19 protein-coding genes and 1 tRNA gene are annotated in these 26,244 nt (G+C 33.3%); 7 read left to right on the forward strand and 13 right to left on the reverse strand.

The features are described 5' to 3' along the window. The first annotated feature begins 87 nt into the window (after positions 1–87). A complete protein-coding gene (locus tag FOF46_RS14125; RefSeq protein WP_143916882.1) occupies positions 88–3,336 on the forward strand; it encodes a TonB-dependent receptor in 3,249 nt (1,082 codons plus the stop codon). A gap of 103 nt (positions 3,337–3,439) precedes the next feature. Beyond that, positions 3,440–3,880, forward strand: coding sequence for a hypothetical protein (locus FOF46_RS14130; RefSeq protein WP_109434980.1), 441 nt, complete (start codon positions 3,440–3,442; stop codon positions 3,878–3,880). 107 nt (positions 3,881–3,987) lie between these two features. Here FOF46_RS14130 and FOF46_RS14135 read toward each other — a convergent pair whose 3' ends face one another. After that, entirely contained in the window at positions 3,988–4,410 is a 423-nt protein-coding gene (locus FOF46_RS14135) for a secondary thiamine-phosphate synthase enzyme YjbQ (RefSeq protein WP_143916883.1), read from the reverse strand. Between the two features lie 232 nt (positions 4,411–4,642). Here FOF46_RS14135 and FOF46_RS14140 point away from each other — a divergent pair, with 232 nt between their 5' ends. Continuing rightward, the gene (locus FOF46_RS14140; protein WP_143916884.1) at positions 4,643–5,455 is read left to right on the forward strand and encodes an HAD family hydrolase; all 813 of its coding nucleotides are present in this window, start codon (positions 4,643–4,645) and stop codon (positions 5,453–5,455) included. 34 nt (positions 5,456–5,489) lie between these two features. Here the strand turns inward: FOF46_RS14140 and FOF46_RS14145 are convergent, their stop codons facing one another. Beyond that, entirely contained in the window at positions 5,490–6,851 is a 1,362-nt protein-coding gene (locus tag FOF46_RS14145; RefSeq protein WP_167571841.1) for a carboxypeptidase-like regulatory domain-containing protein, read from the reverse strand. Between the two features lie 87 nt (positions 6,852–6,938). Continuing rightward, the gene (lepA, locus tag FOF46_RS14150; RefSeq protein WP_109434976.1) at positions 6,939–8,735 is read right to left on the reverse strand and encodes a translation elongation factor 4; all 1,797 of its coding nucleotides are present in this window, start codon (positions 8,733–8,735) and stop codon (positions 6,939–6,941) included. A 469-nt stretch (positions 8,736–9,204) separates the two neighbouring features. Here lepA and FOF46_RS14155 point away from each other — a divergent pair, with 469 nt between their 5' ends. Next, entirely contained in the window at positions 9,205–10,440 is a 1,236-nt protein-coding gene (locus FOF46_RS14155; RefSeq protein WP_143916886.1) for a T9SS type A sorting domain-containing protein, read from the forward strand. A gap of 120 nt (positions 10,441–10,560) precedes the next feature. Continuing rightward, positions 10,561–11,553 carry a tRNA dihydrouridine synthase DusB gene (gene dusB / locus FOF46_RS14160; protein ID WP_143916896.1) on the forward strand — a complete coding sequence of 331 codons (993 nt, stop codon included), beginning with the start codon at positions 10,561–10,563 and terminating at the stop codon, positions 11,551–11,553. Positions 11,554–11,572: 19 nt separating this feature from the next. Here dusB and FOF46_RS14165 read toward each other — a convergent pair whose 3' ends face one another. The 3 genes from FOF46_RS14165 to rbfA form a co-directional block, all read right to left on the reverse strand. After that, complete coding sequence (locus FOF46_RS14165) at positions 11,573–12,211, reverse strand: hypothetical protein (protein ID WP_109434974.1); 639 nt, start codon at positions 12,209–12,211, stop codon at positions 11,573–11,575. A gap of 405 nt (positions 12,212–12,616) precedes the next feature. After that, positions 12,617–13,852 (reverse strand): ABC transporter permease, encoded by a 1,236-nt coding sequence (locus tag FOF46_RS14170; protein ID WP_244299618.1) that lies wholly within the window; start codon positions 13,850–13,852, stop codon positions 12,617–12,619. A 166-nt stretch (positions 13,853–14,018) separates the two neighbouring features. After that, positions 14,019–14,411, reverse strand: coding sequence for a 30S ribosome-binding factor RbfA (gene rbfA / locus FOF46_RS14175; protein WP_109434972.1), 393 nt, complete (start codon positions 14,409–14,411; stop codon positions 14,019–14,021). A 55-nt stretch (positions 14,412–14,466) separates the two neighbouring features. On the opposite strand from rbfA, the gene mce reads away from it, so the two are divergent. Together mce and FOF46_RS14185 are read left to right on the forward strand one after the other, a co-directional pair. Further along, the gene (gene mce, locus FOF46_RS14180) at positions 14,467–14,880 is read left to right on the forward strand and encodes a methylmalonyl-CoA epimerase (RefSeq protein WP_109434971.1); all 414 of its coding nucleotides are present in this window, start codon (positions 14,467–14,469) and stop codon (positions 14,878–14,880) included. Positions 14,881–15,009: 129 nt separating this feature from the next. Continuing rightward, positions 15,010–15,083, forward strand: a tRNA-Ile gene (locus FOF46_RS14185). A 266-nt stretch (positions 15,084–15,349) separates the two neighbouring features. Here FOF46_RS14185 and FOF46_RS14190 read toward each other — a convergent pair. The 7 genes from FOF46_RS14190 to FOF46_RS14220 form a co-directional block, all read right to left on the reverse strand. Continuing rightward, positions 15,350–16,030: a M48 family metallopeptidase gene (locus FOF46_RS14190; protein WP_143916888.1), complete on the reverse strand. Its 681-nt coding sequence runs from the start codon at positions 16,028–16,030 to the stop codon at positions 15,350–15,352. Continuing rightward, complete coding sequence (locus FOF46_RS14195) at positions 16,027–19,377, reverse strand: type I restriction endonuclease subunit R (protein WP_143916889.1); 3,351 nt, start codon at positions 19,375–19,377, stop codon at positions 16,027–16,029. Before FOF46_RS14195 ends, FOF46_RS14190 begins: the two co-directional genes overlap by 4 nt. Then, positions 19,364–20,692, reverse strand: a complete 1,329-nt coding sequence (locus FOF46_RS14200) for a restriction endonuclease subunit S (RefSeq protein ID WP_143916890.1) — start codon at positions 20,690–20,692, stop codon at positions 19,364–19,366. Before FOF46_RS14200 ends, FOF46_RS14195 begins: the two co-directional genes overlap by 14 nt. Continuing rightward, positions 20,682–23,258 (reverse strand): type I restriction-modification system subunit M, encoded by a 2,577-nt coding sequence (locus FOF46_RS14205; protein WP_167571843.1) that lies wholly within the window; start codon positions 23,256–23,258, stop codon positions 20,682–20,684. Before FOF46_RS14205 ends, FOF46_RS14200 begins: the two co-directional genes overlap by 11 nt. A 288-nt stretch (positions 23,259–23,546) precedes the next feature. Beyond that, complete coding sequence (locus FOF46_RS14210) at positions 23,547–24,131, reverse strand: hypothetical protein (protein ID WP_143916891.1); 585 nt, start codon at positions 24,129–24,131, stop codon at positions 23,547–23,549. 302 nt (positions 24,132–24,433) lie between these two features. Then, positions 24,434–25,672: an antirestriction protein gene (locus FOF46_RS14215; RefSeq protein WP_143916892.1), complete on the reverse strand. Its 1,239-nt coding sequence runs from the start codon at positions 25,670–25,672 to the stop codon at positions 24,434–24,436. 53 nt (positions 25,673–25,725) lie between these two features. Further along, the coding region (locus tag FOF46_RS14220; protein ID WP_143916893.1) for a DNA adenine methylase at positions 25,726–26,244 on the reverse strand (519 nt) is incomplete at its 5' end.

The raw sequence follows: 26,244 nt of genomic DNA on the forward strand, positions 1-26,244 counted from the left end.
CATTCATCCCTTACCATTACTTAACCTTATTATAAACTTACATTACAAGAAGATTAGTTCATTTGTAAAAACAATTAAAGCACACTTATGAAAAAGATTACATTTTTATTTGTTGTAATTCTTACTGCATTCGTTGGGGAAACGTTTGGGCAAGGAGTGACAACTTCATCTCTTGGAGGTAAAGTTACAGATAATACAGGAGGACCTTTACCAGGGGCAAATATCGTTGCTGTTCACCAACCATCAGGTACTCGATATGGCGCCACTACCGATTTTGATGGGTTTTATAGAATTTCTGGTATGCGTACTGGTGGACCTTACACCATTACCATTTCTTACCTTGGATTTAATGATTATAAGAGAGAAAACATATCTCTTCAACTGGGGCAATCTTTTAGGATAAGTACTCAAATGGTTGAATCAGCTAATGAATTAGAAAAGGTAGTTATAACAGTAACTAACAATGGAGTATTTAACTCTAACAAAAGTGGTGCAGAAACTAATATTTCACAAAGAGATATTCAAAATTTGCCACAAACATCTAGATCTATTGCTGATTTTGTCAGATTAACACCACAAGCTCAAGTATCAGAAGATGATGATGGTTTTAGCATATCTTTAGCAGGTCAAAATAGTAGATATAATGCTATCTATATTGATGGAGCAGTTAACAATGATGTTTTTGGATTAGCCGATTCAGGAACTAACGGAGGACAAACTGGTGTAAATCCATTTTCAGTAGATGCCATTGAATCTTTTCAGGTACAAATAGCTCCTTTTGATGTAAGAATTGCTGGTTTTGCTGGTGGTGCGATAAGTGCTGTCACAAGATCAGGGACAAATAACATTGAAGGATCTGCTTATGCATTCGTAAGAAATCAGGATTTAGCTGGAAAAACACCTCCAAGTTTACTTGACGAAGGAGAGTCTAGAGAAAAATTTCCTGATTTTTCATCTACTACCTACGGAGTAAGAATCGGGGGGCCAATTATTAAAGATAAATTATTCTATTTTGTTAACTATGAAAGAGAGGATAGAGAAGTTCCTCAACCTTTTAATATTAGTAATTACACTGGTGATTCTAATACACTAGCTGCTATAGAAAGTTTAAGATCGAGAACTCTTTCAACATATGGATATGATATCGGCGGGTTTCAAACCAATGAAACTACATTAAAAAGTGATAAATTTACTCTTAAGTTAGATTGGAATATTAATGAAAATAATAAATTATCTTTCAGACATGGTTATGTTAGAGGAGATAATTTAGAAGCTAGAAGTTCTAACAGTAGAGGAATTGGGTTTTCTAATGGTTCAGAAAAATTTATTACTGTTTCTAATTCTTCTGCATTAGAAATCAACTCTACAATTGGTTCTGATTTTTCAAATAACTTTATTTTTGGGTATACTCGAGTTAGAGATGACAGAGATCCTAGTGGAAATCCCTTCCCAACTGTCAGAATTGCTGATGGTTTAAATGACAGAGATTTTAGACAAGGGCTTATTTTTGGAAATGAACCCTTTTCTACAGCTAACCTTTTAGATCAAGACATATTTACTTTCACTAATAACTTTGAAATTTATAAAGGACGACATACTATAACCTTAGGAACTCATAATGAATACTCAAAAATTAAAAATTTATTTTTCGGTTTTAACCATGGGGACTATACTTTTCTTACTGTAGATGATTTCCTTACAGGACAGCCTGCAAGTTTCTACCAAAGAGAATATTCTTTATTAGCTGGAAATGGTATAGGTGATGACTCTTCTGGAGCATCAGAATTTGATGTACTCCAACTAGGTTTTTATGCACAAGATGAAGTACAGTTTACAGATAATTTTAAAATTACGGCTGGTATAAGATTTGATTTCCCTATTTGGGAAGATGGATTAGCTAATGATGATTTCAACAATAGAACAGTACCTTTACTTGAAGCAGCTGGTTATGATTTACAAGGTGCAAGAGTAGGAAAAGGAGTGGATTCACAAGTTTATGTCTCTCCAAGAGTTGGATTTAACTGGGATGTAAAAGGAGAACGCAAAACACAAATCCGAGGAGGTTTTGGTATTTTTACTTCAAGACTTCCTTTAGTTTGGCCAGCTGCCACATATAACAATAATGGAGTTACTGGCGGAAGATCTAGAAGTTTTGAGCTTAGTGACCCTGTTACATTTAACCCAAATGTTAACCAACAACCTGTAACAGTAGAACCAGGTACCGGTGGAGTCGGAGGTAGAATTGATTTATTCACTCCAGACTTTAGATTACCACAAGTATTCAAAGCCAATATTGCTGTAGATCAAAAATTACCAATATGGGGATTAGTAGCGAGTACAGATTTAATTTGGAATGATAATATAACTGCTCTTAATTATCAACAATTAAATATAGTAGGTCAAGTAGGAACTTTAAATGGTGCCGATAACAGACCTTTCTATGACGATGATGAAATTGATGACACATATAGAGACGTTATACTAGCATCAAATACTGGTGAAGGATATTCATGGAATGCTAGTTTTACACTTAGAAAACCTTTTGAAAATGGTTTCCAGGGACAAGTATCCTATTCTTATGGTGATTCTAAATCTCTTTTTGATGGTACTTCATCAAGAAATATTTCTCAATGGTCAAATATAGAAACCGTTAATGGAAAAAACGCACCTCAATTAAGCAGATCAGACTTTGCCCAAGGACATAGAGTTAATGCCAATGTTTCTTATGAAATCAATTGGAATGAGAATTTAAAAACTACAATTGGTTTGTATTACGAAGGATCTCAAGGACAACCATATTCTTTTATTTATAACGGATCATTACTTGGAGATAACAGATCAGATAATGCTCTATTATATGTCCCCGCTAATCAGAGTGAGATTAACTTAGTTCCATTATTAGATAATGACAACAATCTAATAGCCACTCCAGATCAACAATGGGAATCTCTTAATGCCTTTATTGAAGGTAATGATTACCTAAGAAAAAGAAGAGGTCGTTATGCAGAGCGTAATGGAGAGCAAGGACCATGGAGTCATGTTATTGATTTGCGTTTTGTTCAAGATTTTTCTATTAGATTTGGAAACAAAAAACATACTTTACAAGCCACCGCTGATATAAATAACTTTACGAACTTAATTAATAAAGATTGGGGGCAAAGGAAATTTATTCGTCAAACTGTAGATTTAATCAATGTAGAAACCGGTGGACCAAACCCTGAGTACACTTTTGACGCAGATAGATTTAGTGATGGTATCGAAGAGCTTACCGATAGTGGCAGATTAAATGCTTCAAGATGGCAAATGCAAATTGGATTACGTTATTTATTTAACTAAGGCACTGTAAACTAAGTAAAAAAAACCTCATTCACATATTTATGAATGAGGTTTTTTTATTCATTATATGTACCTTTGGATAAACTAAACACATCGATATATTATGTACGAAGCTATTCAAATCGTTCACTCCTATTGGGCTTATCTTGTTCTTCTTGTGGTTACCCTTGCAACTATTAATGCACTTGCCGGATTTTTTACTAAAAGAGAATATGCTCCAAAAGACTTTAGAATCTCTTTATTCGCCTTAATTGTTTCTCATATTCAACTCTTAATAGGAATTATAATTTTCTTTGTATCTCCATTAGTAGTTTGGTTCTCAGGCACTCATTCTATGGGAGAAATTATGAAAAATGCAACGCTACGTCTATATAATGTAGAACACCCAATGGTAATGATACTCACTATTGTTTTTATTACAATGGGGTATTCAAAACATAAAAAGAAACTTACTTCTACTCCAAAATTTAAAATGCTCGCTATTTTTTATACCATCGGATGGATTCTTATGTTATCTAGAATCCCCTGGGCGCAGTGGTTTTAAAACCAAACAGAATTTAGAATACTATCTATATTAATGTATTCAAAAAAATGATCCTGGATTTCGTCCGGGATTTGTTTTTTTGAACCGCTGTTAAACACCCATTATTTCTAGTTTCCATAAGCTGTAATCACTAGTTTCCTCGAACCTCCATAATTTCTATGTTCGCAAAGATAAATCCCTTGCCAGGTGCCTAGGTTTAATTTTCCGTTTGTAATAGGTATCTGCACAGAAGCTCCCATTAGCGATGCTTTAATATGAGCTGGCATATCATCTGATCCTTCATAGGTATGAATATAATACGGAGCGTTTTCGGGAACCATAACATTCATATGGCTTTCAAAATCCTGTCGTACTGTAGGATCTGCATTTTCGTTTATTGTAAGACTCGCAGAGGTATGTTTTATAAATACCTGTAATTGACCAATATTGATCTCTTTTATTTCTGGAATTTTTGATACAACTTCGGTTGTAATCAAGTGAAAACCTCTAGCGAACGCTTGCAACTTCACTTCTTTTTGGAAAAATTTCATACACTTTGTCATTCCAGCGTAGGCTGGAATCTATTTTTTATAACTAAAACAAACATACAGTTTTATTAATCATTGTGATTCACTATTTGGATTACAGCCTTTAGTTGATCATGAGTTGGGTCGAAAGGCTGGAATAACAAGAAGTTTTACTAATTTAATACAAATTTCACAGTCATAACATATTCTATTTCTCTTAACAATATACCTTTGCTACTTAAAATTTCTCATTGCTATGGATTTATCTCACATCAAAATGGTTGCTACCGATATGGATGGCACACTTCTTAATACAAAAGGAAAAGTAAGCCGTCACTTCTTCGAACTTTTTGAAGAATTAAACGATCTCGGAGTAACTTTTGTTGCTGCTAGTGGTCGCCAATATTATAGTATTATTGATAAGTTAAAGCCCATCAAAGATGATATTTATGTAATTGCCGAAAATGGAGCGCTTACTATGCATCAGGATCGGGAGCTTCAGACTACAGAAATTGATCGAGAAACTTATCTTGAACTTCTTGATATCACTAAAACACTACAAGGCTCGCAAGTGATCCTTTGCGGAAGAAAAAAAGGATATATCGAGGATTATGGACAAGATTTTGTGGATATGTTCACAGAATATTATGGCCGATATGAAATCGTACAAGACTTGTCTCAAGTTGTAGACGATCAATATCTTAAAATTGCTATTTGCAATCAAAAAGGTTCTGAACAATACCTTTATCCAGCATTAAAACATCTCGAGAATAGGTTAAAAGTAAAAGTATCTGGAGAAATCTGGTTAGACTTATCTCATAACCTTGCCAATAAAGGTCATGCGCTTCAGCAGTTACAGGAAAAAAATAATATACTTCCTGAAGAAACGATGGTTTTTGGAGATTACAACAATGATCTCGAAATGATGACTAGAGCAAAATATAGTTTTGCTATGGAAAATGCACATCCCAATGTAAAAGCTATTGCCAACTACTCAACAAAGAGCAATAATGATAATGGAGTAGAACATATGTTGATCAAAATGATTGAAGCTAAAAAAGCTCGTTAAAAATTATTATATCCTTACTCTCCAGAATATAATTTTACAGGTTTTTTGACCTGTGAATTCTAGTTTTTGTTAGCTCACCTAGGTCAATACTAAACACTCCCGACGACGGCTCTTTTGATAACCTATCTTCTTCAAAGCCTCCTAATACATAGAGCTTATTATCAGCATGATGTAACTTGGATCCTTTTAAAAATAGATTGATTAAATATTCGTTCAGTACTTTGGTATTTATGTTATACTCATATAACTTTCCCTCTTCAAAAAAATAAATGATTCCATTTTTATAGACAATTCCGGCATTATCAATTCCCACAGGTAACTCTCCTTTATCCTCCCATTTTCCAGAAATTAAATCAAACGTTTTAATTTCTGAAAACGCTTTTCCCATACGCTTCCTTATCAAATATATTTTATGGTTAACCAGAATTCCTTTCATTTTTTCAGTATCTGGCATATCTTCTAATTCATACCAAAAACCTGTTTCTAAATTATATAAGTGTACTTTATCTGTATATATTTTAGTTCCATCTTTTCTAGCTTTAATAGAGCCTCCCATTACAATAATATGGTTTCTATAGGTAAAAGACATAAAATCTATAGCTTGATGAGGATTGGTATCATCAATACTGATTGTATTCTTTTTGATATCAAATACTTCGATTTTATTATCCAGATATTCATACTTCCTATTATCAGATAAATATTTGCCTCCCAAGACATAAATCTTACCGTTGTGATAATTAAGATTATGATATGCTCTTTTTCTAAACTTAAGGTCAGAATTTTTCCATGTATCTAATGCTATATCATAGATTAATAATTCTCCTTTATAATTCTCCCATGAAAAACCTGTCTCAGTTCTAGCTTTCTTTAGAAAATCACTTAAAACTGCATCTGGTCCGGTCAACTCGGGATGATTATTAAATGTTTTTAACGCAATATCTGTCTTGAATGAGGCATCACCTCCAATTATATATATTTTATTATCTATTAACAGAGAGCCAAAAGAGTGTAGCCCTCTTTGTAATGAGGTAAGTTTTGTAAACTGAATTTTGGGTTTTAATTTTTTATCAGAAATAAGAGTAACTTCATTCAGTTTCTCAGGATCATTGACAAGATAAATAGTGTCTTTTTTCTTAAGCTCCAGAAATAGCAACTTCTTCGTTTTATACCCTAAGTGAGAAAGATATATTGTATCTTTTTTTTTGACTTTAGAGTCAAGTTTAAGATAAAAAGCCCCTTTCTCATTTGTAATCGTCCCTTCTTTTACTTTTTCCAGATAGACATTTACTGTTTGAATAGGTTTTTTCGTTTTCTGATCGACAACTACACCACTAACACTTTGGGAAAATACATAAACCGGAACAAGCAATAAAAACAATGTTAACTTCTTCAAAATCGAGTTTTTAATTATTACATATTAACTCTCAAATTAAAAATCTTCTACAAAAATTACTTGCTATCGACACAACTGTCGACCGTATCAATCATTCAATTTCAATACTGCCATAAATGCTTCCTGAGGAATCTCAACATTTCCTACCTGGCGCATACGTTTTTTACCTTTTTTCTGCTTTTCTAATAACTTTCGCTTACGTGAGATATCACCACCATAACATTTGGCCGTTACATCTTTACGAAGTGCTTTTACGGTTTCACGAGCTATAAACTTTGCTCCAATTGCCGCCTGGATCGGAATATCAAATTGTTGACGTGGGATCAACTCTTTTAACTTTTCACAGATTTTTTTCCCAATATCATAGGCATTATCTTTATGCAATAATGCAGACAACGCATCCACAATATTTCCATTCAGTAATATATCGACTTTTACGAGTTTAGAAGAACGCATACCAATCGGGGCATAATCAAAAGAAGCATATCCTTTTGACACCGTTTTTAAACGATCATAGAAATCAAAAACAATCTCTGCTAATGGCATGTCAAATGTTAGTTCTACTCGTTCTGTAGTAAGATAAGTCTGATTGGTAATCTCCCCACGTTTTTCGATACACAATGACATTACCGAACCTACAAAATCAGACTTGGTAATGATCGATGCTTTAATATAGGGTTCTTCTACACGATTCATAGAAGAAGGATCAGGTAAATCTGATGGATTGTTTACAATAATGATATCATCAGGATGCTTGTGAGTAAACGCATGATAAGACACATTAGGTACCGTAGTAATTACAGTCATATTAAACTCTCGTTCGAGTCGTTCCTGTATAATTTCCATGTGAAGCATTCCTAAGAATCCACATCGAAATCCAAAACCTAAAGCAGCAGAACTCTCTGGTACAAAAACCAATGAAGCATCATTAAGCTGTAGTTTTTCCATCGAAGCCCTCAATTCTTCATAATCTTCTGTATCTACAGGATAAATTCCTGCAAATACCATAGGCTTCACATCTTCAAAACCTTCAATAGCATTTTGAGTAGGAGTTTTAGCATCTGTAATAGTATCTCCTACTTTTACTTCGCGAGCATCTTTAATCCCTGTGATTAGATATCCAACATCTCCTGTCTTAATCACCTTTTTAGGAACCTGATTAAGTTTTAAGGTACCTACCTCATCTGCAGAATAATCCTTCCCCGTTGCAACAAATTTAATTTGTTGCCCCTTCTTAATCTCTCCATTTATGACTCTAAAATATGTTTCTACTCCTCTAAACGGATTATATACTGAGTCAAAAATCAATGCCTGTAAAGGTTCTTCAGGATTCCCTTCTGGAGCAGGAATACGTTCTATAATAGCAGAAAGAATTTCTTCAATTCCGATACCGGTTTTGGCACTGGCGGGAATTACATCTTCTGCATCACAACCTAATAAATCTACAATATCATCAGTCACTTCTTCTGGATTAGCACTTGGCAAATCCACTTTATTGAGTACCGGTATAATTTCCAGGTCATTTTCTAATGCCAGATATAGATTAGAAATCGTTTGTGCTTGTATACTTTGTGCAGCATCGACAATCAATAGTGCGCCTTCGCATGCCGCGATAGAACGAGATACCTCATAAGAAAAATCTACATGCCCGGGAGTATCGATAAGATTGAGGATATATTCCTCTCCTTTATACGTATATTCCATCTGGATCGCGTGACTCTTTATAGTTATTCCACGTTCACGCTCCAGATCCATACTATCCAGCAATTGTGCTTGTGCTTCACGAGCAGTTACCGATCCTGTAAAATCTAATAATCGATCCGCAAGTGTACTCTTACCGTGATCAATATGCGCAATAATGCAAAAATTTCTAATCTTTTTCATTCTTCTTTTTCAAATAATTATGCGGGCTGAACCGGGCTATTCGTTATATCTTTTTATTTGTATACTTCGATAGGCTCAGCATACAAATAAAAAGGATGCCACTACTATCCCTGCCCGATGAGTTCAATTCAACTGAATTAAAATCATTTAGTCTGCAAATATAATCGATTTTAGAAGCTTTATACTATCCCTTACCGTATTTTTAGACTAATCCTATTTACTCAAAACAAGAGCTCTATAAACATACATTACACTTATTTTTTCTCTAGAAAAAGTAATAAAAGTTATCATGATCATCTATGTAATACACTTATTTCAAATTCAGTTTCTATTACTAACCTTTCTTTTTTGTATATTTATCTTATCCCATTTCTTCTTATTTCAAGAGCGTCCATTAAAAATATATTAATCTACTTCTGTCCCCAGAATCATTAATTTATTGCATAAAATAACCTAAAAAACAATAGTGATGAAAAATATACTACTACTTCCATTTTTATTTTTATCATTGTACACATATGGCCAAACATGGGAAGAGATCAACCAAGGTAATGTAAGCGATATTTCTGGATATGGCGATACCTTACACATGGTAGGAAATCAAGTTAATAATGGAAATACTAATTACTTTTATGGGATTTCTACTGATGGTGGAAGCACTTGGAATAAAACAACTCTTAACCCTTTTATGAGTGTTGAAGGGGTGCCTATCTCTGTTGGTTTTTTTAATAATACTGATGGTATCATCGGAATCAAAGGAAGTTTTACCGAAGAATATTTAAAAACTTCTGATGGCGGATTAACATGGCAAAAATTTAACCCATCAACAAGTCAAGGTATTTTTCAACCATATGATATCATAATTCTTGATGAATCTACTGCTATAATTACAGCATTCCAATCTGGAAAATACATCATTACCTATGATAAAGGAAATACCTGGAGTTGTCAATGTCAATTTTCTACTGCATGGATACCCAATTTTGAAGTTATAAATAGCTCATTATTTTTTAATTACGATTCAAATACCGGCATCTATAAGAGTACCGATGGAGGTATGAATTGGTCTGTCATTTTAAATACAAGAGATATAACTGCGTTTTCAATGGAAAATGAAAATAGCGGATATGCTATTGTTCCTCAAAATAGCATTGACAATAACGGAAACACGGTTACTACCCCTAATTTATATAAAACTACCGATGGCTGGGGTTCTTATGAAATTATCCTATTAATTATGCTACAAGATAAGTATATAGGAGCCTTTACTTTTGTTAATTCTCAAGAGTTTTATTTTTTTAACAACGATGACATATATTATTCTGGTGACGGGGGACAGACTATACGATTATTACAAACCATAGATTTTGATCCTTTTAGAATAAACAAAATCCAGGATGCTATATTTGCAACTGGACGGGGACTAGCCAAACTCGATCCTAATGGTGTGATAAGTAATATTCTAGAAGATGACTCTATAAATGAAGAGTTAATCATTTATCCTAACCCTATTACCGAAAATCAAATTTCTATAAACAGTGATGAATTTACTTCTTACTCATTGTATGATTTAACGGGACGTTTTGTAGAATCAGGAGTGATAAATAATGGTGTAATTGAATTAAAACCTCTGAGTAAACAATTCTATTTTTTATCTCTGGAAAATATAGATACCATTAAAACTTTAAAGATTGTTGTAGAGTAAGTAAATTAAAAGAAAACTACCTTATTCTTAACACTACGAATAGTGCAAGAAATTGAGATTAAAGAATAGTAGTCTTAAGATTTGTTATTATTCGTATTTTTGTCAAAAAAATTAATTGCTGTGGCCAAAATAGGAGATATAGATGTAGGGGAATTCCCGTTGTTATTAGCCCCGATGGAAGATGTAAGTGACCCACCTTTTCGCGCGTTGTGTAAAGAACAAGGTGCAGATGTTGTATATACAGAATTTATCTCTAGCGAAGGCTTAATTCGAGATGCTGCCAAAAGTGTAATCAAGCTTGATATTTACGAAAAAGAACGTCCTGTAGGGATTCAGATTTTTGGAGCCAATCTGGATTCTATGCTTAAATCGGTAGAAATCGTAGAGGCATCAGGACCGGATATCATTGATATTAATTTTGGATGTCCTGTAAAAAAAGTAGTAAGTAAAGGTGCTGGTGCCGGAATATTAAAAGATATTGACCTTATGGTCTCCCTTACCGAGGCCATGGTTAAACATACTAAACTCCCCATAACGGTAAAAACGAGATTGGGTTGGGATCATGATTCGATCAGAATTGTAGAAGTAGCAGAGCGATTACAAGATATAGGAGCAAAGGCTATTTCTATCCATGGGCGTACCCGTGCACAAATGTATAAGGGTAATGCCGACTGGAAACCGATTGCCGAGGTAAAAAACAATCCTAGAATGCACATCCCTGTATTTGGTAATGGGGATGTTGATACTCCCGAACGTGCTATGGAAATGAGAGATCAGTATGGCCTTGATGGTGCTATGATTGGTCGTGCCAGTATTGGATATCCCTGGTTTTTTAGAGAAGTGAAACATTATTTTGAAACCGGCGAGCACTTACCTCCCCCAACATTGGATGAACGTGTGATTGCTGCACGCAGGCATTTACAAATGGCTATTGACTGGAAAGGAGAAAAATTAGGTGTTTTTGAAACCCGAAGACATTATACCAATTATTTTAAAGGGATACCTCATTTTAAAGAATATCGAACCAAAATGGTTACCAGTGACCATCCTGAAGATGTATTTGCAACCTTTGACGAGGTACAAAAAACATTTACAGGATTTGAGTTTGTTTAATATTGATTAAAATACTTCTTTACCCATAATTATCTGTGCGTACTACTGGCGTTGGATCGTTCTCTTTAATTCTAGTTCTGCATTTCTTTTCGATATCAAAGACATTATCGATTTGAGAAATATAAATAATATCAGGTACAAAATGATTTGAACCATTCTTTCTATTTCTCATTTTTCCGGTTCTTAATTCTAATTCGAGATTACCAGAATTTCTGTTCTTCTTAATCTGTATATTCCCCGAAAACTGCTCCCAATCTTTTATTTCTATAGTTCCTTTTCTATATTTTATTAATCTATTTTCGGTTCCTACAAAGTATCCTCCTTTTTGAAAAAGCATAAACATTCCCCAAATCAACATTGCTATACCAATTATAACAAACAAACCAATAATTAGTCCTGGAAATAATAAGGGTTCTAAATTATCGAGGCTCCCTACCATTGCAGTGCCGTTGGATGTAAAATGAACTTCTTCTTTTTTAAATAATGGTCCAAAAAAAGCAACTACAAAAATACTTACAAACCCATTCCAGAAAAGAGAAAACAACAAAATTGCGATCGACTTTTTTATGGGATGATTCCTTTTACTTTTTACCAAAAAGTCTACTTGTTCTGAGTCTATAACCGTTTTAAGATCTCTGGGAATGCTACTTAAATTCATATTAAATTTTGTTTTCTACACCCAATATTACTACAAAATTGGTATTAATTACTCTAATATGTACCTAAATGACCAATAATGTTACGATACTTCTAAATATCAATGTAAACTACATAAATTCTTTACTATCCTATATGCTATAATTGCGTTAGGGATAGGAACAAGCTACCGTGTAGCGTGAATAGCCCGCTCGAACGCCCAAATCTTATAACAAGCCTAAAAGATTACATCATAATTAATAGAGTTGTCACTCTGGTGTAGACCAGAATCTATGATTTATGCTCTTAAGTAAATTCTACATACGTTGGAATGATAGGTCTTATCAATCTAGAACTTGATGATGTATTAAAAGTGTTATTATCGAATACACTTCGACAAAAACTCAGCATAGCAATAGATGAACCGTTAACTTACCAGTTTCTGATTAATTCTACTTGATGCCAGTAATGAAGCAATAAAACCAATAATGGTAATCGTGAAAAACACTACTACAAAACTAATCCCAGTAATGCGGGTTGGATAAGGTAAAGACGGAGTAATCATCAATAAACCAAACTGCTGTTGTAATACGATGATTATAAATCCTAGAAGCAGCCCCAGCAACGCTCCTAAAATAGTCATAAGAGAACCTTGAAACAAAAATATTTTTCTGATCCCCGCCAAGGATGCCCCTACATTGTATAGTGTTTTTACATTACTTTTCTTATCGATAATCATCATGATAATAGCTCCTGCCACATTAAACAAGGCTATGATGGCAATCAAAGTAATCACCAGGTATGAAACCAAATTTTCGGTATTCAACATTCTGTAAAGGGTCTCATTAAGCTGAATCCTGTTTTTTACAATCACCTTATGATCAAAAATAGCTACTAACTCCTGTACTACTTTTGCTTCATCGGCTTGAGGCGCCAATTTAAGTTCGATATGAGTTACTTTATCTTGCGGTAATTCTAATAATTTGCGTGCCAAACCAGTGGTCGCAAATATGTATTTCTTATCAAGCTCATCATTAAGGCTATAAATGCCAATATTTACAGCTTTTTCTGAGCTAAATGCTTTTGATGGATCATTAGGAATGCCTTTACCGGGTTTTGGCACGTATATACTCAACAGATTGGTATAGGTCTGTTCGACCCCCATGCTCAATTCTCTACTGATCCCATTACCGGCAACCACCTGAAAATCATTATTGGTGAGCCATTCTCCATACACCAAAATACTATCAGTCTGGATGACCTCATGGTAATTACTATCAACACCTTTGATGTATGCTGTTTTTTGTTTTTCTCTAAATTCTAAAAATACACGTTCCTCTACAATTTCGGAGAAGTTGATCACTCCTTCGAGTTTTGACAATTTTTCTTTTTGGGTATCGGTAAAGGTAAATGTCTTTCCGCTTTCGGGAAAAATCTTAAGATCAGGATCAAAATAAGAAGAAAACTGAAGACTAAAATCTTTAAGCCCTGCAAAACCCGATAACACCAGGAATAACGCCATAGCTCCTATCACCACTCCTGCCGCTGCAATAATCGTTATAATATTAATTGCATTACTACTTCCTGGAGAAAATAAATATCGCTTGGCGATGTATAATGAAAAATTCAATTCGCTATAATGATCATTAAATGTGAATACCAAAAATAAGTATCAACTCAAAAAAGGGATACTATATTTGATTTGGGAATAAAGATAAGAGAATAAAGAGAAATGAAAATGTTATTTCTGTTACTTACCATGAATTTCCTAAAAAAGAGTACTAAAAAATTAGTTTTGATACTTAACGAACCTTTATTAAAGAATCTTTTTATTTCTTTTTACGTTTTTCCAGAAGATCAGGATTCAAAAGTGGGTTCTCTTCTCCTTTGACTGCTTTTTCTATATTAGAGATATACTCCAGAGAATCATCAATATAATAAGACACTTCTGGCATACGACGCAACTGATTTTTGGTTCGTTGCGCTACCTGGTGTTTGATTTGTGATTTTACTGCATTTACTTCTTTTAGTACTTTTTCACCTTCCTGATGCGGAAAAACACTCATATATACTTTTGCGATAGAAAGATCTGTAGTTACTGTTACTTTGGTTACGGAAACCAAAATCCCCTGTACTCCCGCTTCACGCAATGCCAGTTGTATCACATCGGCAACATCGCGCTGTAATACTCCTGCTATTTTTTTCTGTCTGTTTGTTTCCATGGTGCAAAAATACATATTAATTGTACTTTTACCAACGTAGTTATAAATGTATATTATGAACCATATTAATAAAATAGAACATCTGGGTATTGCCGTTAAGGATATCGAACAAGCCAATACTTTATACGAAAAGCTTTTGGGCGTTCCTCCATATAAACAGGAAGCTGTAGAAAGTGAAGCGGTCATTACTTCTTTTTTTAAGGTAGGTGATAGCAAAATAGAATTGCTGGCCAGTACACAGGATGATGGCCCCATCGGAAAATTTATTGCCAAAAAAGGAGAAGGTATTCATCATATTGCTTTTGATGTAGATGATATTGTACTCGAATTGGAACGATTAGAGCAAGAAGGATTTCAGATCCTTAATAAAACGCCCAAGAAAGGAGCTGATAATAAGTTAGTCGCTTTTATTCATCCAAAAACCACTAATGGAGTTTTGGTAGAATTGTGCCAGGAAGTTCCAAAATAAGATGCTCTCATACCCTATATAACAAGCGGTTACTACAAATAAATAGTACAAGAATATAGAATACTTAAAATAATAGAAAAAAATGTTTGGCGTGTTTATATCAAATCCTTAAATTTGCCCTCCGTTTTAGGTCCCATAGCTCAGCTGGTTAGAGCACCTGACTCATAATCAGGGGGTCCTTGGTTCGAGCCCAAGTGGGACCACCTTAATAATCAAAGAGTTACGATAATAAAATTTCGTAACTCTTTTTGTTTTTATGCTATTCTGGGACAATTTGCTCGGTTTTTGCTCGGTTTTGGTGGGTTAATCTGATCGTAAAACGTTTATAATAGAAATTTGATATTATTCTGGAAACAAATTTTAATGACAAATTTTTAAGATAAGATCTATTAGTATTAGTACTCATTTTTTAATATAAATTAAAGGTTTAAGCATTATACCCTATTTACTAAGACCACATTCAATAATCTTACAAATCCATCCCTGCCCCATTTAATTTAAGCCATTGTAACTGTTTATCATAATTAGGAATAATTTTATCTAAATCATTCCAAAAAGCTTTAGTGTGGTTTGGATGGATAATATGTACCAACTCGTGAGCTACAATGTAATTTAATACATCAATAGGAGCCATAGCACATTTCCAATGAAAGTTTAGGTTGCCTTTTGATGTACAGGAAGCCCAACGGTGCTGTAATTCCATAACTTTTACGTCTTGTGGTTCTACTCCAAGCTGTCCTTTGTATCTATTGAGAATAGGTTTTAATTTTTCTCGAAGCTTCTCTTTATAAAAATCAATAAAGTATGTTTTAGCTTTAGTCTTATTTATTTTAGAGATTATAAAGTACCCGCTTTTTAGTTTAATTCCTTTAAACTCATCATTCGTTAATTGTAATCTATAATTTCTGCCGAGATACAAAAACGATTGACCATTTACATAATCACGTTCTATTTTCTGTGCATTGAGTTGTGTCCACTCTGCTAAATTCTTATGGATTTGATATTCTTTAGATTGTAAAACAGCAGTCAATTCTTCTTTTGTAATCTCTTCTGGTACTCTTGCAGAAACAGACCCATCTCTTTCAACGAATATACTTACTGTCTTTCGTTGACATCTGGTAATTGTAATATCTAATTCTCCAAAAATCATTCGCCTCCTGTAAGTTCTTCATGTCTTTTTTTAGCCAAAGCCATTATTTCTACACTAAGTTTTTCGTGCAATTCTGAAACAGCTTCTACTTCAGTAAACAATAGTTTTTCATCTAATTCTCCTTGTAATTTACGAATTTCTGATGTTCTTTCTTTCCAGAAATTAGGCTTATTGATAGCTTCTCGTAATAGCTCAACTACTTCTATAGTTAATGATTTTACAGCTTCTTTTTCATCGGCATCTATTTCTTTCTCATCATAAGCTTCTATGTAGATTAAATCAAAGAAGGGGAGTTCTTGCGGACTTAAACCTGGTTCTTCATTTTCATTCTCTCTTCCTTCTGCTAAGTCATTTCTTAAATAAGTAAACTCTTCAACAATTTGTTCCCAATTTTCTTTATAACGGTCTAGAATTTCTTCCATTCGTTTTAAGAATCGTTTATATAAAGCGGGGTCTTTATCCATATTCACTTTAATATGTCTACGGATGGCATGCTCCATTTCAGAAGCTTTAGATTTTGGTGTCCTTCCATACTTATCTAATTCGGTTCCGAAATCGTCTGACAATAAACTAACAGGAGGTATTTTACTATTAATGCCTAAACTTTCTAAATGGGTATCAATAAGTTTTCTAACTTTTGCCTTTGCCCATTTTAAATCCATGGTAGGGTCTTTGTATCTATCTCTAATTCGCATTAATAAATACCCTAATCTTTTAGCAGGTATATAATATTCTTTGGCTACTTCTGAGTTAAATAGTAAGTCTAAAGAATCAAAAAAGGCTTTGAGATAGGTGTCAAATTGTGCTCTAAAAGGAATCGATTTTGCTAAATCTATACAACTCTCGGCTAATTGAAATTCTTCATCTTTATCGATCATGGTCTGTTCTACAAATGCTTTAAATTGTTTGATGCCCTTGTCTTCAAACAATTGAATCATTCGGTTGTATCTGGATTCTAAAACAGGAATTTCTTTATTGATATCTTTAAAATAGTTCAATAACTCTTTAATGTCTTCTTCATCTTCTGCTCCCCAAATATTCAATGCAGTTTTTAAATGATTAGAAACCCCAAAGTAATCAACTAAAATACCGTGCGATTTTTGTCCTTTTACACGATTCACCCTTGAAATAGCTTGCAATAAATCATGTTCTCTGATGTTTTTATCTAAATACATTGCCTGCGCAATTGGCGCATCGAATCCTGTGAGTAATCGATCGCATACACATAAGAAAGCTACCCCAGTTTCAGGGTTTAAGTAATTTCCTTCTTCGTCTGTACTGTAATCAAAATCTTTTTTAAAATTATCAACTGCTTTTAAAGCTTTAGCTTTTTGCCGTGCAGCACTAATATAACCTAATTCATTATTGTCTTGCTTTGAAACCACAGTACATGATTCAATAAATTCAATTTGTTGAATCAATTCTTCATCTTTTTCTTCTTTACCTTTTTCTATGGTTAGTCGTTCTTGTAATGCTTTTTTTATGAGGTTTTCATAACGTGCAGCAGCTATAATTGAACTAGATACTACCATGGCTTTGTAACCATTAGGCAAAATTTCATCTATATAATGATTCACCAAATCTTTGGCAATTTTTTGTAAGCGATCCATGCTTTCTAGGTAGGCTTGCATACCTCCATAACGTTTCTGTATTTCTGCTTTTTCTTCTTTGGTTCTTTCTTTAAAAATATCTTCAAACCCTCTATCGAAAGCCTCTTTATCATTAATTTTATCTAAACTTGTTTTCCCTTGATAAATGATGTTTAGTGTTGCTCTATCATCTACAGCTTCTTTTATTTTGTAGGTATCTATAAATTCTGAAGATTCTCCAAAACGTTCGTGTGTTTTTTGCTTGTGTCGCTCTGTTAAGAGCGGTGTACCTGTAAAGGCAATTCTTGCAGCATTAGGAAAAGCAGAAAACATATTATCTCCCATATCTCCACCTTGTGTACGGTGTGCTTCATCTATTAAAATAACGATACGATCTGATGGGTTAACTTCTTCAAAAGCTTTGAATTCGGGCACTTCCCCTTTTTCATAAAAAGCCTTGAGGATAGCTTTAGAATGTTTGTACTCCTCTTGAATAAATTTGTGAATCATTACCATGCTTAAATCAGATTCATCTCCACTTAACTTAAGAACTAATTCTTTTCTGGAGGAAACAATATTTTTTTCCTTAAACTCTCCTGTTAGTTTGGCATCTTCTGAAAGTTGTATTTCTAAATCTTTACGGTCTATAGTTAAGATGGCTTTATAATCTTTCAGATCTTTTTGAGATCGTAATTTACGTACTAAAAAGACCATGGTTAAAGATTTTCCAGAACCTTGGGTATGCCAAACCACACCACTACGGTGTTTTCCTGTTCCTTGTTGTCGCAGTCGATCTAAAATTTTGCCTACAGCTCTGTATTGTTGGTAACGACATACAATTTTTGCTGTTACACCCGTATCTAATGTTTTATAGAGTGTAAAGTGCTTAAGTACATCGAGCATAATTTCTTTGTTCAACATACCGTGCATGAGCACTTTTTGTCTAACTCTTGGGTCTTTATGTAACCCATTATCTTCGTATCGCTTTTTTTCCTCTTCAGAATATGCTGTAATATCAAAAGTTTTGTATTCGGTAGGAAAAATATCTTTCCAATTAAGGTAATATTCAAAATCCCCCGTTATGGTTCCAAATCTCGCTTCTTCTCCATGCGTAACGATACTGAATAAGTTATAATGAAATAATCGTTCTTCTCCTTCTTTAACCCCAAAATCATCGTCTCTGGTATTGGCATATCGTTGAATTTGATTGATACCCTCGGAAAGCGGATCGCTTACATCTACATCTTTACATTCTATGACACAAAAGGGTAAACCGTTTACAAAAAGTACAATATCCGGTATAATGGCTTTTCGTGCTGCTCCTGGAGTATTTATCTTAAACTGGTTAATGGCTACAAAGTGATTGTTTTCCCAATGTTCGAAGTCTATGAGTTGTATTAAAGCATCGGTTTCTCCTGTGCGTTCATTTTTTTCTACGGTAATTTTAGTTTTTCCTGTAAGTCGATTAAAAACTTCTGTATTGGCTTCTAATAAAGCCAAAGTGCCTTTTTCTGTAGTCGTTACTTCTTCGTAAATAGCTTCTAATTGTTTCTCTGTTAGCCATTCAGTACCTTTTATTGTATTGAGTTTGCTAACGGCTGTTTTAAAGGTTTCTTTAAGCGTTACTTCTTTAAAATTACTACGTTTAGATACAGTTGGATCTTGGGGAATACCATTGGCTCCATGATTAATAACTTCCCACCCTAAGTCTTTTAATTTTTCTAAAAAAGGGAGCTCTACATTTTTATATTCTGCCATGGTATTTTTCTTCGTTAAAGGTTACTTCTACTTTGCCAGTTAATAAATCGTGCATTAAACCAGTTTTAATTTGTTGGTATTTGTGTAGGGTAGATTGTTCATTCTTAATTTGTCTATCAATTAAGTTTATTTTATTATAAATTTTTTCTTGTTCAATCTTGTCAGGAAGAGACATATTTATACCACCTAGATGATTTGAATAAATATGAATAACAGAACTGCCTTGACCTAATCGCGATTTTTGCCGTTGAATGTGTTCAAAATTCAAAAAATATCCAAAATAAGGCTTAAAATATTCTTGATATAATTCTAAAATTACAATGTCTCCACCAGCAAAAGTCTTCTCATCGATTAAAAAGACAGCACTTTTTCCAATATCTTTATGAGTTTCTCCTGAACCTGCAAATAAGATACTTCCATATTTCAATGAAGTAAGGTGTTTAAACGTCTCTTTTGGAACTTTACTTTCAACATTTAAAATTGTATTATCAAATTTTGTATAGAGCTGTCCATATAAGATACAACCAAAACCCTCAGAAGATAATAAGTATTTAGGAATATTGTGTCCTTTACTAAACATTCCACAATTCTCCAATCTTTTCATTTTCCATTCTTTTGGAATCATCCCTAACTCACTTTCTTTATAAAACTCTGGTGCATCTTTATATTTAGGCCGAAGTTTACCTGTATGTATATCAATACCACGCGTAAAAAGATCCTGCATCATGCCTTTTTTAATGGCTTGATATTTGGCTATGGCTTCTTCTGTTTTTTCAATCACTGCATCACAAACAGATAGGATTTGGGCAATTTTTTTTTGATGTATTAATGAAAGTTTTGGAATTTCAACTTCTCTGATTTCTTCTAAATGAAGATTTGTAACTGTTCCTTGTTTCGCTCGCCTTAAAATTTGCCATTTTGTAATATCAGATTTTAAAAAATGGGCAAGAAAATGTACATCTAATTGGGGCTTTAATTTTATTAAAGCCAAACTAACAAATATCGAGAATTCCCAATTCCAATCTACAACCTTTGGAATTCCGATTGTACCATTTTTAGAAAGTAACAAATCTCCATTTACTGGCTTACACCTTTTAATTAAATCTTTATGTTCGGTTTTTGAAATATACTTAATATTATTTCTATCTATTTCTTTAGTTTGAACATCAGTTACACGTAGAAAAGGCACTCCATAATTTGTATAATGAGGTGTATGATGAGTGCCATCAACAATTTGAGTGGTTAGGTTTTCTAATGTTTCAATTTCCCAATTTTGCGGTAACTGAAATTTATCAATAATTAAGTTATCCTTCATATCCCAATTCCATTAAAAAATCAGACAATTGGTTGGCTGCAGTTTCACGTTCATCCAAAATACTAGTTAGTGTATGGTTGTATTTGGTAAAACGTATTTCCAATTCTTTTATAAAAGCACGTTCGTAACGGTTTACATAATCCATCACTGTATCAAAAAGTGTTTTTTTCCATCGTGCTAGTATCAATGCTTTAGCTTCTTTGGTGGAGATTTTACCACGAGCACGTTCTACTAATTCTGCTTTTCGTTCTTTTATTTCTTTTATGGTAGCTTTACAATCTTTCAGTTCTTTTTCTAACTGATTATGACGAAATAGTTTGGCTTCAATACTTTCTTTTTGTTTCGTTAGTTTTAACTCTACTTTTTCTTTGCCTCGTAATTCTTCTTCCAACTCCTTAGTTTCTTCCCCAGCTTTTTCTTTGGCTTTTATTCTTACTCTTAATGCTTTTAGCTCTTTTTTAATAGCTCTTAACCGAACATTACATTCCTTTAATTCAGCTTTGTATTCTTTTAGTATTTCTTTAGGAAAAACTTCATAATTATCTTCATCATATTCTTCTGCCTCCAACTCATTTACTTCTTTAAACAGAGCTTCTAGTTCATTAGAACGCGCTTCTTTTTCATTTAATTCTACCAATACTTTTGGAAATTGCGAAGCTATAATTTCATCATCAGGAATCAACTCTGCGTTCCAACCACTGGCTGCCACTGATTTTAAATCAACCTCTAATACATCCCAATAGGCAGCAAAAGCTCCACGGCTTTTATGTAGGTCTAAAATACCTAAAGCACTAAAATCTGTAGCTATGCTTTTAGAAAAATCGCGATAAAGCTCAAAAACATTCTTTTTGGTAGGCAGCGCTTCCAACTTGGGTAAGTTTGTATTCCACCAAGCTTCAATACAAATGTTGTACTGAATTTGCTTGTTTTCTATATCCTTATGATTCGTTACTATTTTTTTGATTACTTCTTTGGAGTCAACCTGTTCTGTAAATTTTGAATACTCTTTTTTTAAGGGTTCAAAAAAATCATTTCTAATTGTAGGATAATTATCCCAATAGCCTTGTAGTGTCTCTACTTCTGTAGTTGGGATACCTCCATGTAAATGAGCATGAACATCATGGGGTTCGGCTGGTGGGCTATTGTCTACATATCTACGTATGTTGAAATTGTATTCTTCTTTTGCTAAATCTTCCTTTTTAATGGATTGTGCATACCCCTTTAGAGGTTCTTTAGTACGATAGGTATAGCTGATTTTCACAATGTCCTCGGGACGTAATTTGTTTTGATTTTTTCCTTCTTTAAATTCTCTATCAGCATTTATAAATTGCACTTTTTTACGGGTAGCTGCTCCTTTTTTATTAATAATTAATACAGAAGCTGGTATGCCTGTCCCATAAAACAGACCTTGTGGCAAACCTATAACTGTTTCTAAGTACCCTCTATGAATCAACCATTCACGCATGTTTTTTTCCTCTGACCCTCTAAATAGTACACCATGTGGCATTACTACTGCCATACGACCATTATTTTTGAGTACACTTACCATATGTTGCACAAACATAAAGTCTGCCTTTTTCTTTTTAGGCATCCAATACTGAAATCGATCTTTGTGTTTTTTGATATCAGAATAATTAGCAGAAAAAGGTGGATTAGCAATAACCATATCGAAACGCTTTAGCTCTCCTTGATCGACATGTTGCGGATCTGCAATGGTATCGCCTTGTAAAATTTCGGCATCAAAAATATCGTGAAATAGCATGTTCATTTTACATAACGACCAAGTAGTTCCATTTAATTCTTGACCATAAAACCCCATACTACTACTATTGCCATAACGAGCTTGCACATAGTTTTTGGCTTCTATTAGCATACCTCCCGAACCACAGGTAGGGTCATAAATTGTGGTCTCTTTTCCTGGCTCAAGTATGTTTACTAATAGTTTTACAACTTCACTAGGCGTATAGAATTCTCCCCCTTTTTTACCTGCTGAATCTGCAAAATATTTTATAAGGTACTCATAAGCTGCTCCTAAAAGGTCAGGGAATTCAAAGTTTCCATCTATAAGCTGTACTTTATTAAAATGCTGAATGAATTCGATTAGTTTTTCGTCATTCAACGCATTTTTATTTTTACCAATGGTACGGTTAAAATTAATATTGGTTAATACACCACTTAGCTTATCAGGGTTTCTTTCTTCTAATTCTGCTAATGCTTTATTCAGATGATTTCCCACATCCTTTTTTACATGGAGTACACCTTCATTAATATCATTACCATTCTCATCTTTAATTTTATAATTCCATCGTGCTATTGTAGGAACAAAATATTCGTATTTGTTCTCCATTTCTAATGCCACCTTTATTTTATCTTCAGGAAGTCCTTGTTTTCGTAAATCTCGTTCCCGAACAGCTCTTTCTTGTTCAAACTTATCATTAAGACGTTTTAAGAAAAGCATTCCTAAAATATACTCTTTAAACTCAGAGGCATCCATGTTGCCTCTTAATATATCACAGGCATCCATTAAGAAACCTTCTAACCATGATAGGGTTAATTTTCTTTTCATTTAATTCTATTGTAATATATAGTCATTGTTTACTCGCGTAAATCCATAAATATCAATGCATTACATATTTAAAAAACATGTAATAACTTTAATTTTTAACTGTGTTAAAGTACAATAACTTTTATGAGTAGGAAAAGAAATTATTAGAGTTCTATTATCATAAACTTAATTAGCACTTTACAGATTTATTGAAACTCAAAAAACATAATAATCAAGTATTCATAGTTTAGTTTTTAATGATTTAAAAAAGTAAAGGCGAATATGCTCTTTCTTGAGGCAATATGTCTATTACATATTTCTAACTTCCAACCATTTAATAACTCTATAGTACGTAGTTTTAGAAAAACCAAATTTATGACAAATCTTATCTATATTTATCTCAGGGTTAGTGATTTCTATATATTTTTTAATCTCAAGAGTTTTTTGAATAGATTCTTCACTTGGTCTATTTCGCCTACCCGATTTAACTTTATTTTTATAATATATACTACTTTTAAGCTCTCTCAAATTAAAAAGAACATCTTCATTCTCTAAAAATTCCATTCCTTTTTTTGTGCTAATTACCCTAGAAGTCAACGAAGAAATGATATCCTCATCATACTCTCGGATATAGTTGTAAACAAAAATGGATACATTATACTTTTTATAATCTTGCACTAATACTTTACTACCTATTAATTCTAGAATATGGGTTCTTTCTTTGCTAATGAAATTCTCCTTCTCTGTCTTAGTCACTTTAGGTTTTGGCTCTTTTATATAAACTCTACTATCTTCCCATTTCTTTTTGGCAAGAAACTCAGCTAGAAGACGTACTTCTTCTTTTGTAGCAATACGTAATTCGAAATCATATTTGTCTTTAAGATCGGTTATCATTATTTTATTTTTTACAGCAATTAGCTTTTTGACTATTGTGGGATATCTGTATCAACCCTACTGTATAATAGGGTTATCAAGTCACTAATATACTGATAATAGTCTTAAGATTTGATTGGAAAGAAAGAGCAGAATAATAACAAAAGGTCTTAGTATACTTCATTAATATCATACTTAATATTTCATGTAAAGAAAACCCTATTTTCTTTACATGTTATTGGTTTTGTGTAAAGATTATTCGATTTTCTTTACATGAAATCAAAATTTGAATAGAGTTATCTATTAAAAACTTGTAGAATATATCACATTCCAACTTTCGAATTTCCTATAACTGATTCCGAAACATTCTCTGCAGCTCCTATAATGCTTTTATTGAAAATATTATACTTAATTCCTGTAATGCCATATCTGTTTTTGGTGGTGATAGCATAATTATTTCTGAAGGTATCATCAGTCTTGATAATCTCAATATTAATCCCTGCATCAAAAAGCGGAGCTGTTCCCCCTCGAATTGTTTTTTGTGTAGTACGTTGAAAGATCACAATGAATATTGTATTTGGGTGTTGTTTGCGAAGGCGATCAAAATCTTGTGAAGGCAATCCTGTTTTATTCCAACTATCGATGATGATCACATCAAAATCCTCGGCTGCATTTGAAATCGTTTTGTAGCCTTCGGGTAATTGATCTGTGATAAAAATTTGATGTTGGTTTTTGGCTTGCAGATACTCCTCTTTCATTCGGGTAATCAGATCTGATTTACTGCCTATTTCTAACGAGAAAATAGCGACATCATATCCAACATCCGCAAAAGCATCTGCCAATTGATAGGTAAACCTGGTTTTCCCTCCGCCCTGATCTCCCTCAATTGTAATGGCTAGCTCAAAAAGTTCTATATCTCCCAACAGAACCCCTAAATCTCCTTTAAGGTTGAATGTATTGGGGTTCTTAGAAGGAGATTGTATATTCATTGGAGAGAAAAGACTTAATGTTTGTTTTGATTCGATAGCAACAGGACAATCAATATTTCCTAATCCTTGATCATCAAGCATCCCTGAAAGGTTAGTTTTTATAATTTTCCGAAGCCTTCTCAACCACTTTCTGTTGATTACAATTTTTATAGGATCTCTAAAAAGCTGATCATTATGTAGATGAATAAGTTTCTTCTGAATTAGATTGATTTCATCTGCTACTGGAGAATTTTTGGTGATTTGTTTTTTTGAAATAGCTTTATGAAGATCAAAAATATAAGCTTTTAATTGTTCTTTGGTTTGAACTGTTCTATGCATATCCAGAAATCGTTTAATAAATTCGATTTCTAATACTGAAATTTCATCCTGAAGTGGTTCCTCTCTGGATAAATAGGCATTCAGATGTTCTAAATACATATCTATAGTCTCACGAATAGTTGGTTCTGAATGATAATACAGTTTAGCTTCCATAAAAAACCAATGTCCTTTTTGCAAAGTTTCAGGAAGTGTATTTACCTGGACTCGGTTTATCATCTTTTCGTAATTCTCGAATGAAATAAGCTGCTTTTTCATCAGACAATAATACCATGGATTGCTTTGTTGCTTTCGGGATGATTCTGATTGAGTTAGGATGAGTCTTGTTTTGCAAACATTAGTTGTAATTGCATTGCTTGTGATTTTATTCCTAAAATTTCTGGCTTCATTATTCCTGAGAGATGATTTGTCATATTTATGATATCATAATTAGCAGTGAGGACTTCGATCTTTTTTTTCTTAGTATGTTCGGTCACAGCAATTCTTTTTTCCAGGGACTTGTGAAACCAGATATTCTTTTTTGTAAACTTCTCCAGTATATCTGAAGGATAACTACTCAACAAAAACTTTCCTTTGATAGTACTTAATAGTTGCAATAAACCGATGAAATTCTTTTCTGAATACCCTTTATAGTGTCCCATATCAGAATTAAAATAAGGGGGATCAATATAAAAGAATGTATCTTTTGTATCCCTACTCTCAATCACCTTAAGCGCATCATTACATTCGATATCCACCAAATCCAATCGTTCACAGATATCTTTGGTAAAGGCTTGTTTTTTATTAAAGATCGTTTTTGAAACGCCATTTGTTTTTCTCTCATAAGCATA

Source organism: Aquimarina algiphila, assembly GCF_007489275.1.
GTDB classification, from domain to species: domain Bacteria; phylum Bacteroidota; class Bacteroidia; order Flavobacteriales; family Flavobacteriaceae; genus Aquimarina; species Aquimarina algiphila.

Excerpts from the sequence above, each read along its gene's own strand:
- FOF46_RS14140 (WP_143916884.1), top strand. The coding sequence starts at position 4,643 with ATGGATTTATCTCACATCAAAATGGTTGCTACCGATATGGATGGCACA.
- FOF46_RS14205 (WP_167571843.1), bottom strand. The coding sequence starts at position 23,258 with ATGAAAAGAAAATTAACCCTATCATGGTTAGAAGGTTTCTTAATGGAT.
- FOF46_RS14215 (WP_143916892.1), bottom strand. The coding sequence starts at position 25,672 with ATGAAAAAGCAGCTTATTTCATTCGAGAATTACGAAAAGATGATAAAC.
- rbfA (WP_109434972.1), bottom strand. The coding sequence starts at position 14,411 with ATGGAAACAAACAGACAGAAAAAAATAGCAGGAGTATTACAGCGCGAT.
- FOF46_RS14135 (WP_143916883.1), bottom strand. The coding sequence starts at position 4,410 with ATGAAATTTTTCCAAAAAGAAGTGAAGTTGCAAGCGTTCGCTAGAGGT.
- FOF46_RS14130 (WP_109434980.1), top strand. The coding sequence starts at position 3,440 with ATGTACGAAGCTATTCAAATCGTTCACTCCTATTGGGCTTATCTTGTT.
- FOF46_RS14195 (WP_143916889.1), bottom strand. The coding sequence starts at position 19,377 with ATGGCAGAATATAAAAATGTAGAGCTCCCTTTTTTAGAAAAATTAAAA.
- mce (WP_109434971.1), top strand. The coding sequence starts at position 14,467 with ATGAACCATATTAATAAAATAGAACATCTGGGTATTGCCGTTAAGGAT.
- FOF46_RS14125 (WP_143916882.1), top strand. The coding sequence starts at position 88 with ATGAAAAAGATTACATTTTTATTTGTTGTAATTCTTACTGCATTCGTT.
- FOF46_RS14210 (WP_143916891.1), bottom strand. The coding sequence starts at position 24,131 with ATGATAACCGATCTTAAAGACAAATATGATTTCGAATTACGTATTGCT.
- FOF46_RS14200 (WP_143916890.1), bottom strand. The coding sequence starts at position 20,692 with ATGAAGGATAACTTAATTATTGATAAATTTCAGTTACCGCAAAATTGG.
- FOF46_RS14190 (WP_143916888.1), bottom strand. The coding sequence starts at position 16,030 with ATGATTTTTGGAGAATTAGATATTACAATTACCAGATGTCAACGAAAG.
- FOF46_RS14165 (WP_109434974.1), bottom strand. The coding sequence starts at position 12,211 with ATGAATTTAAGTAGCATTCCCAGAGATCTTAAAACGGTTATAGACTCA.
- lepA (WP_109434976.1), bottom strand. The coding sequence starts at position 8,735 with ATGAAAAAGATTAGAAATTTTTGCATTATTGCGCATATTGATCACGGT.
- FOF46_RS14155 (WP_143916886.1), top strand. The coding sequence starts at position 9,205 with ATGAAAAATATACTACTACTTCCATTTTTATTTTTATCATTGTACACA.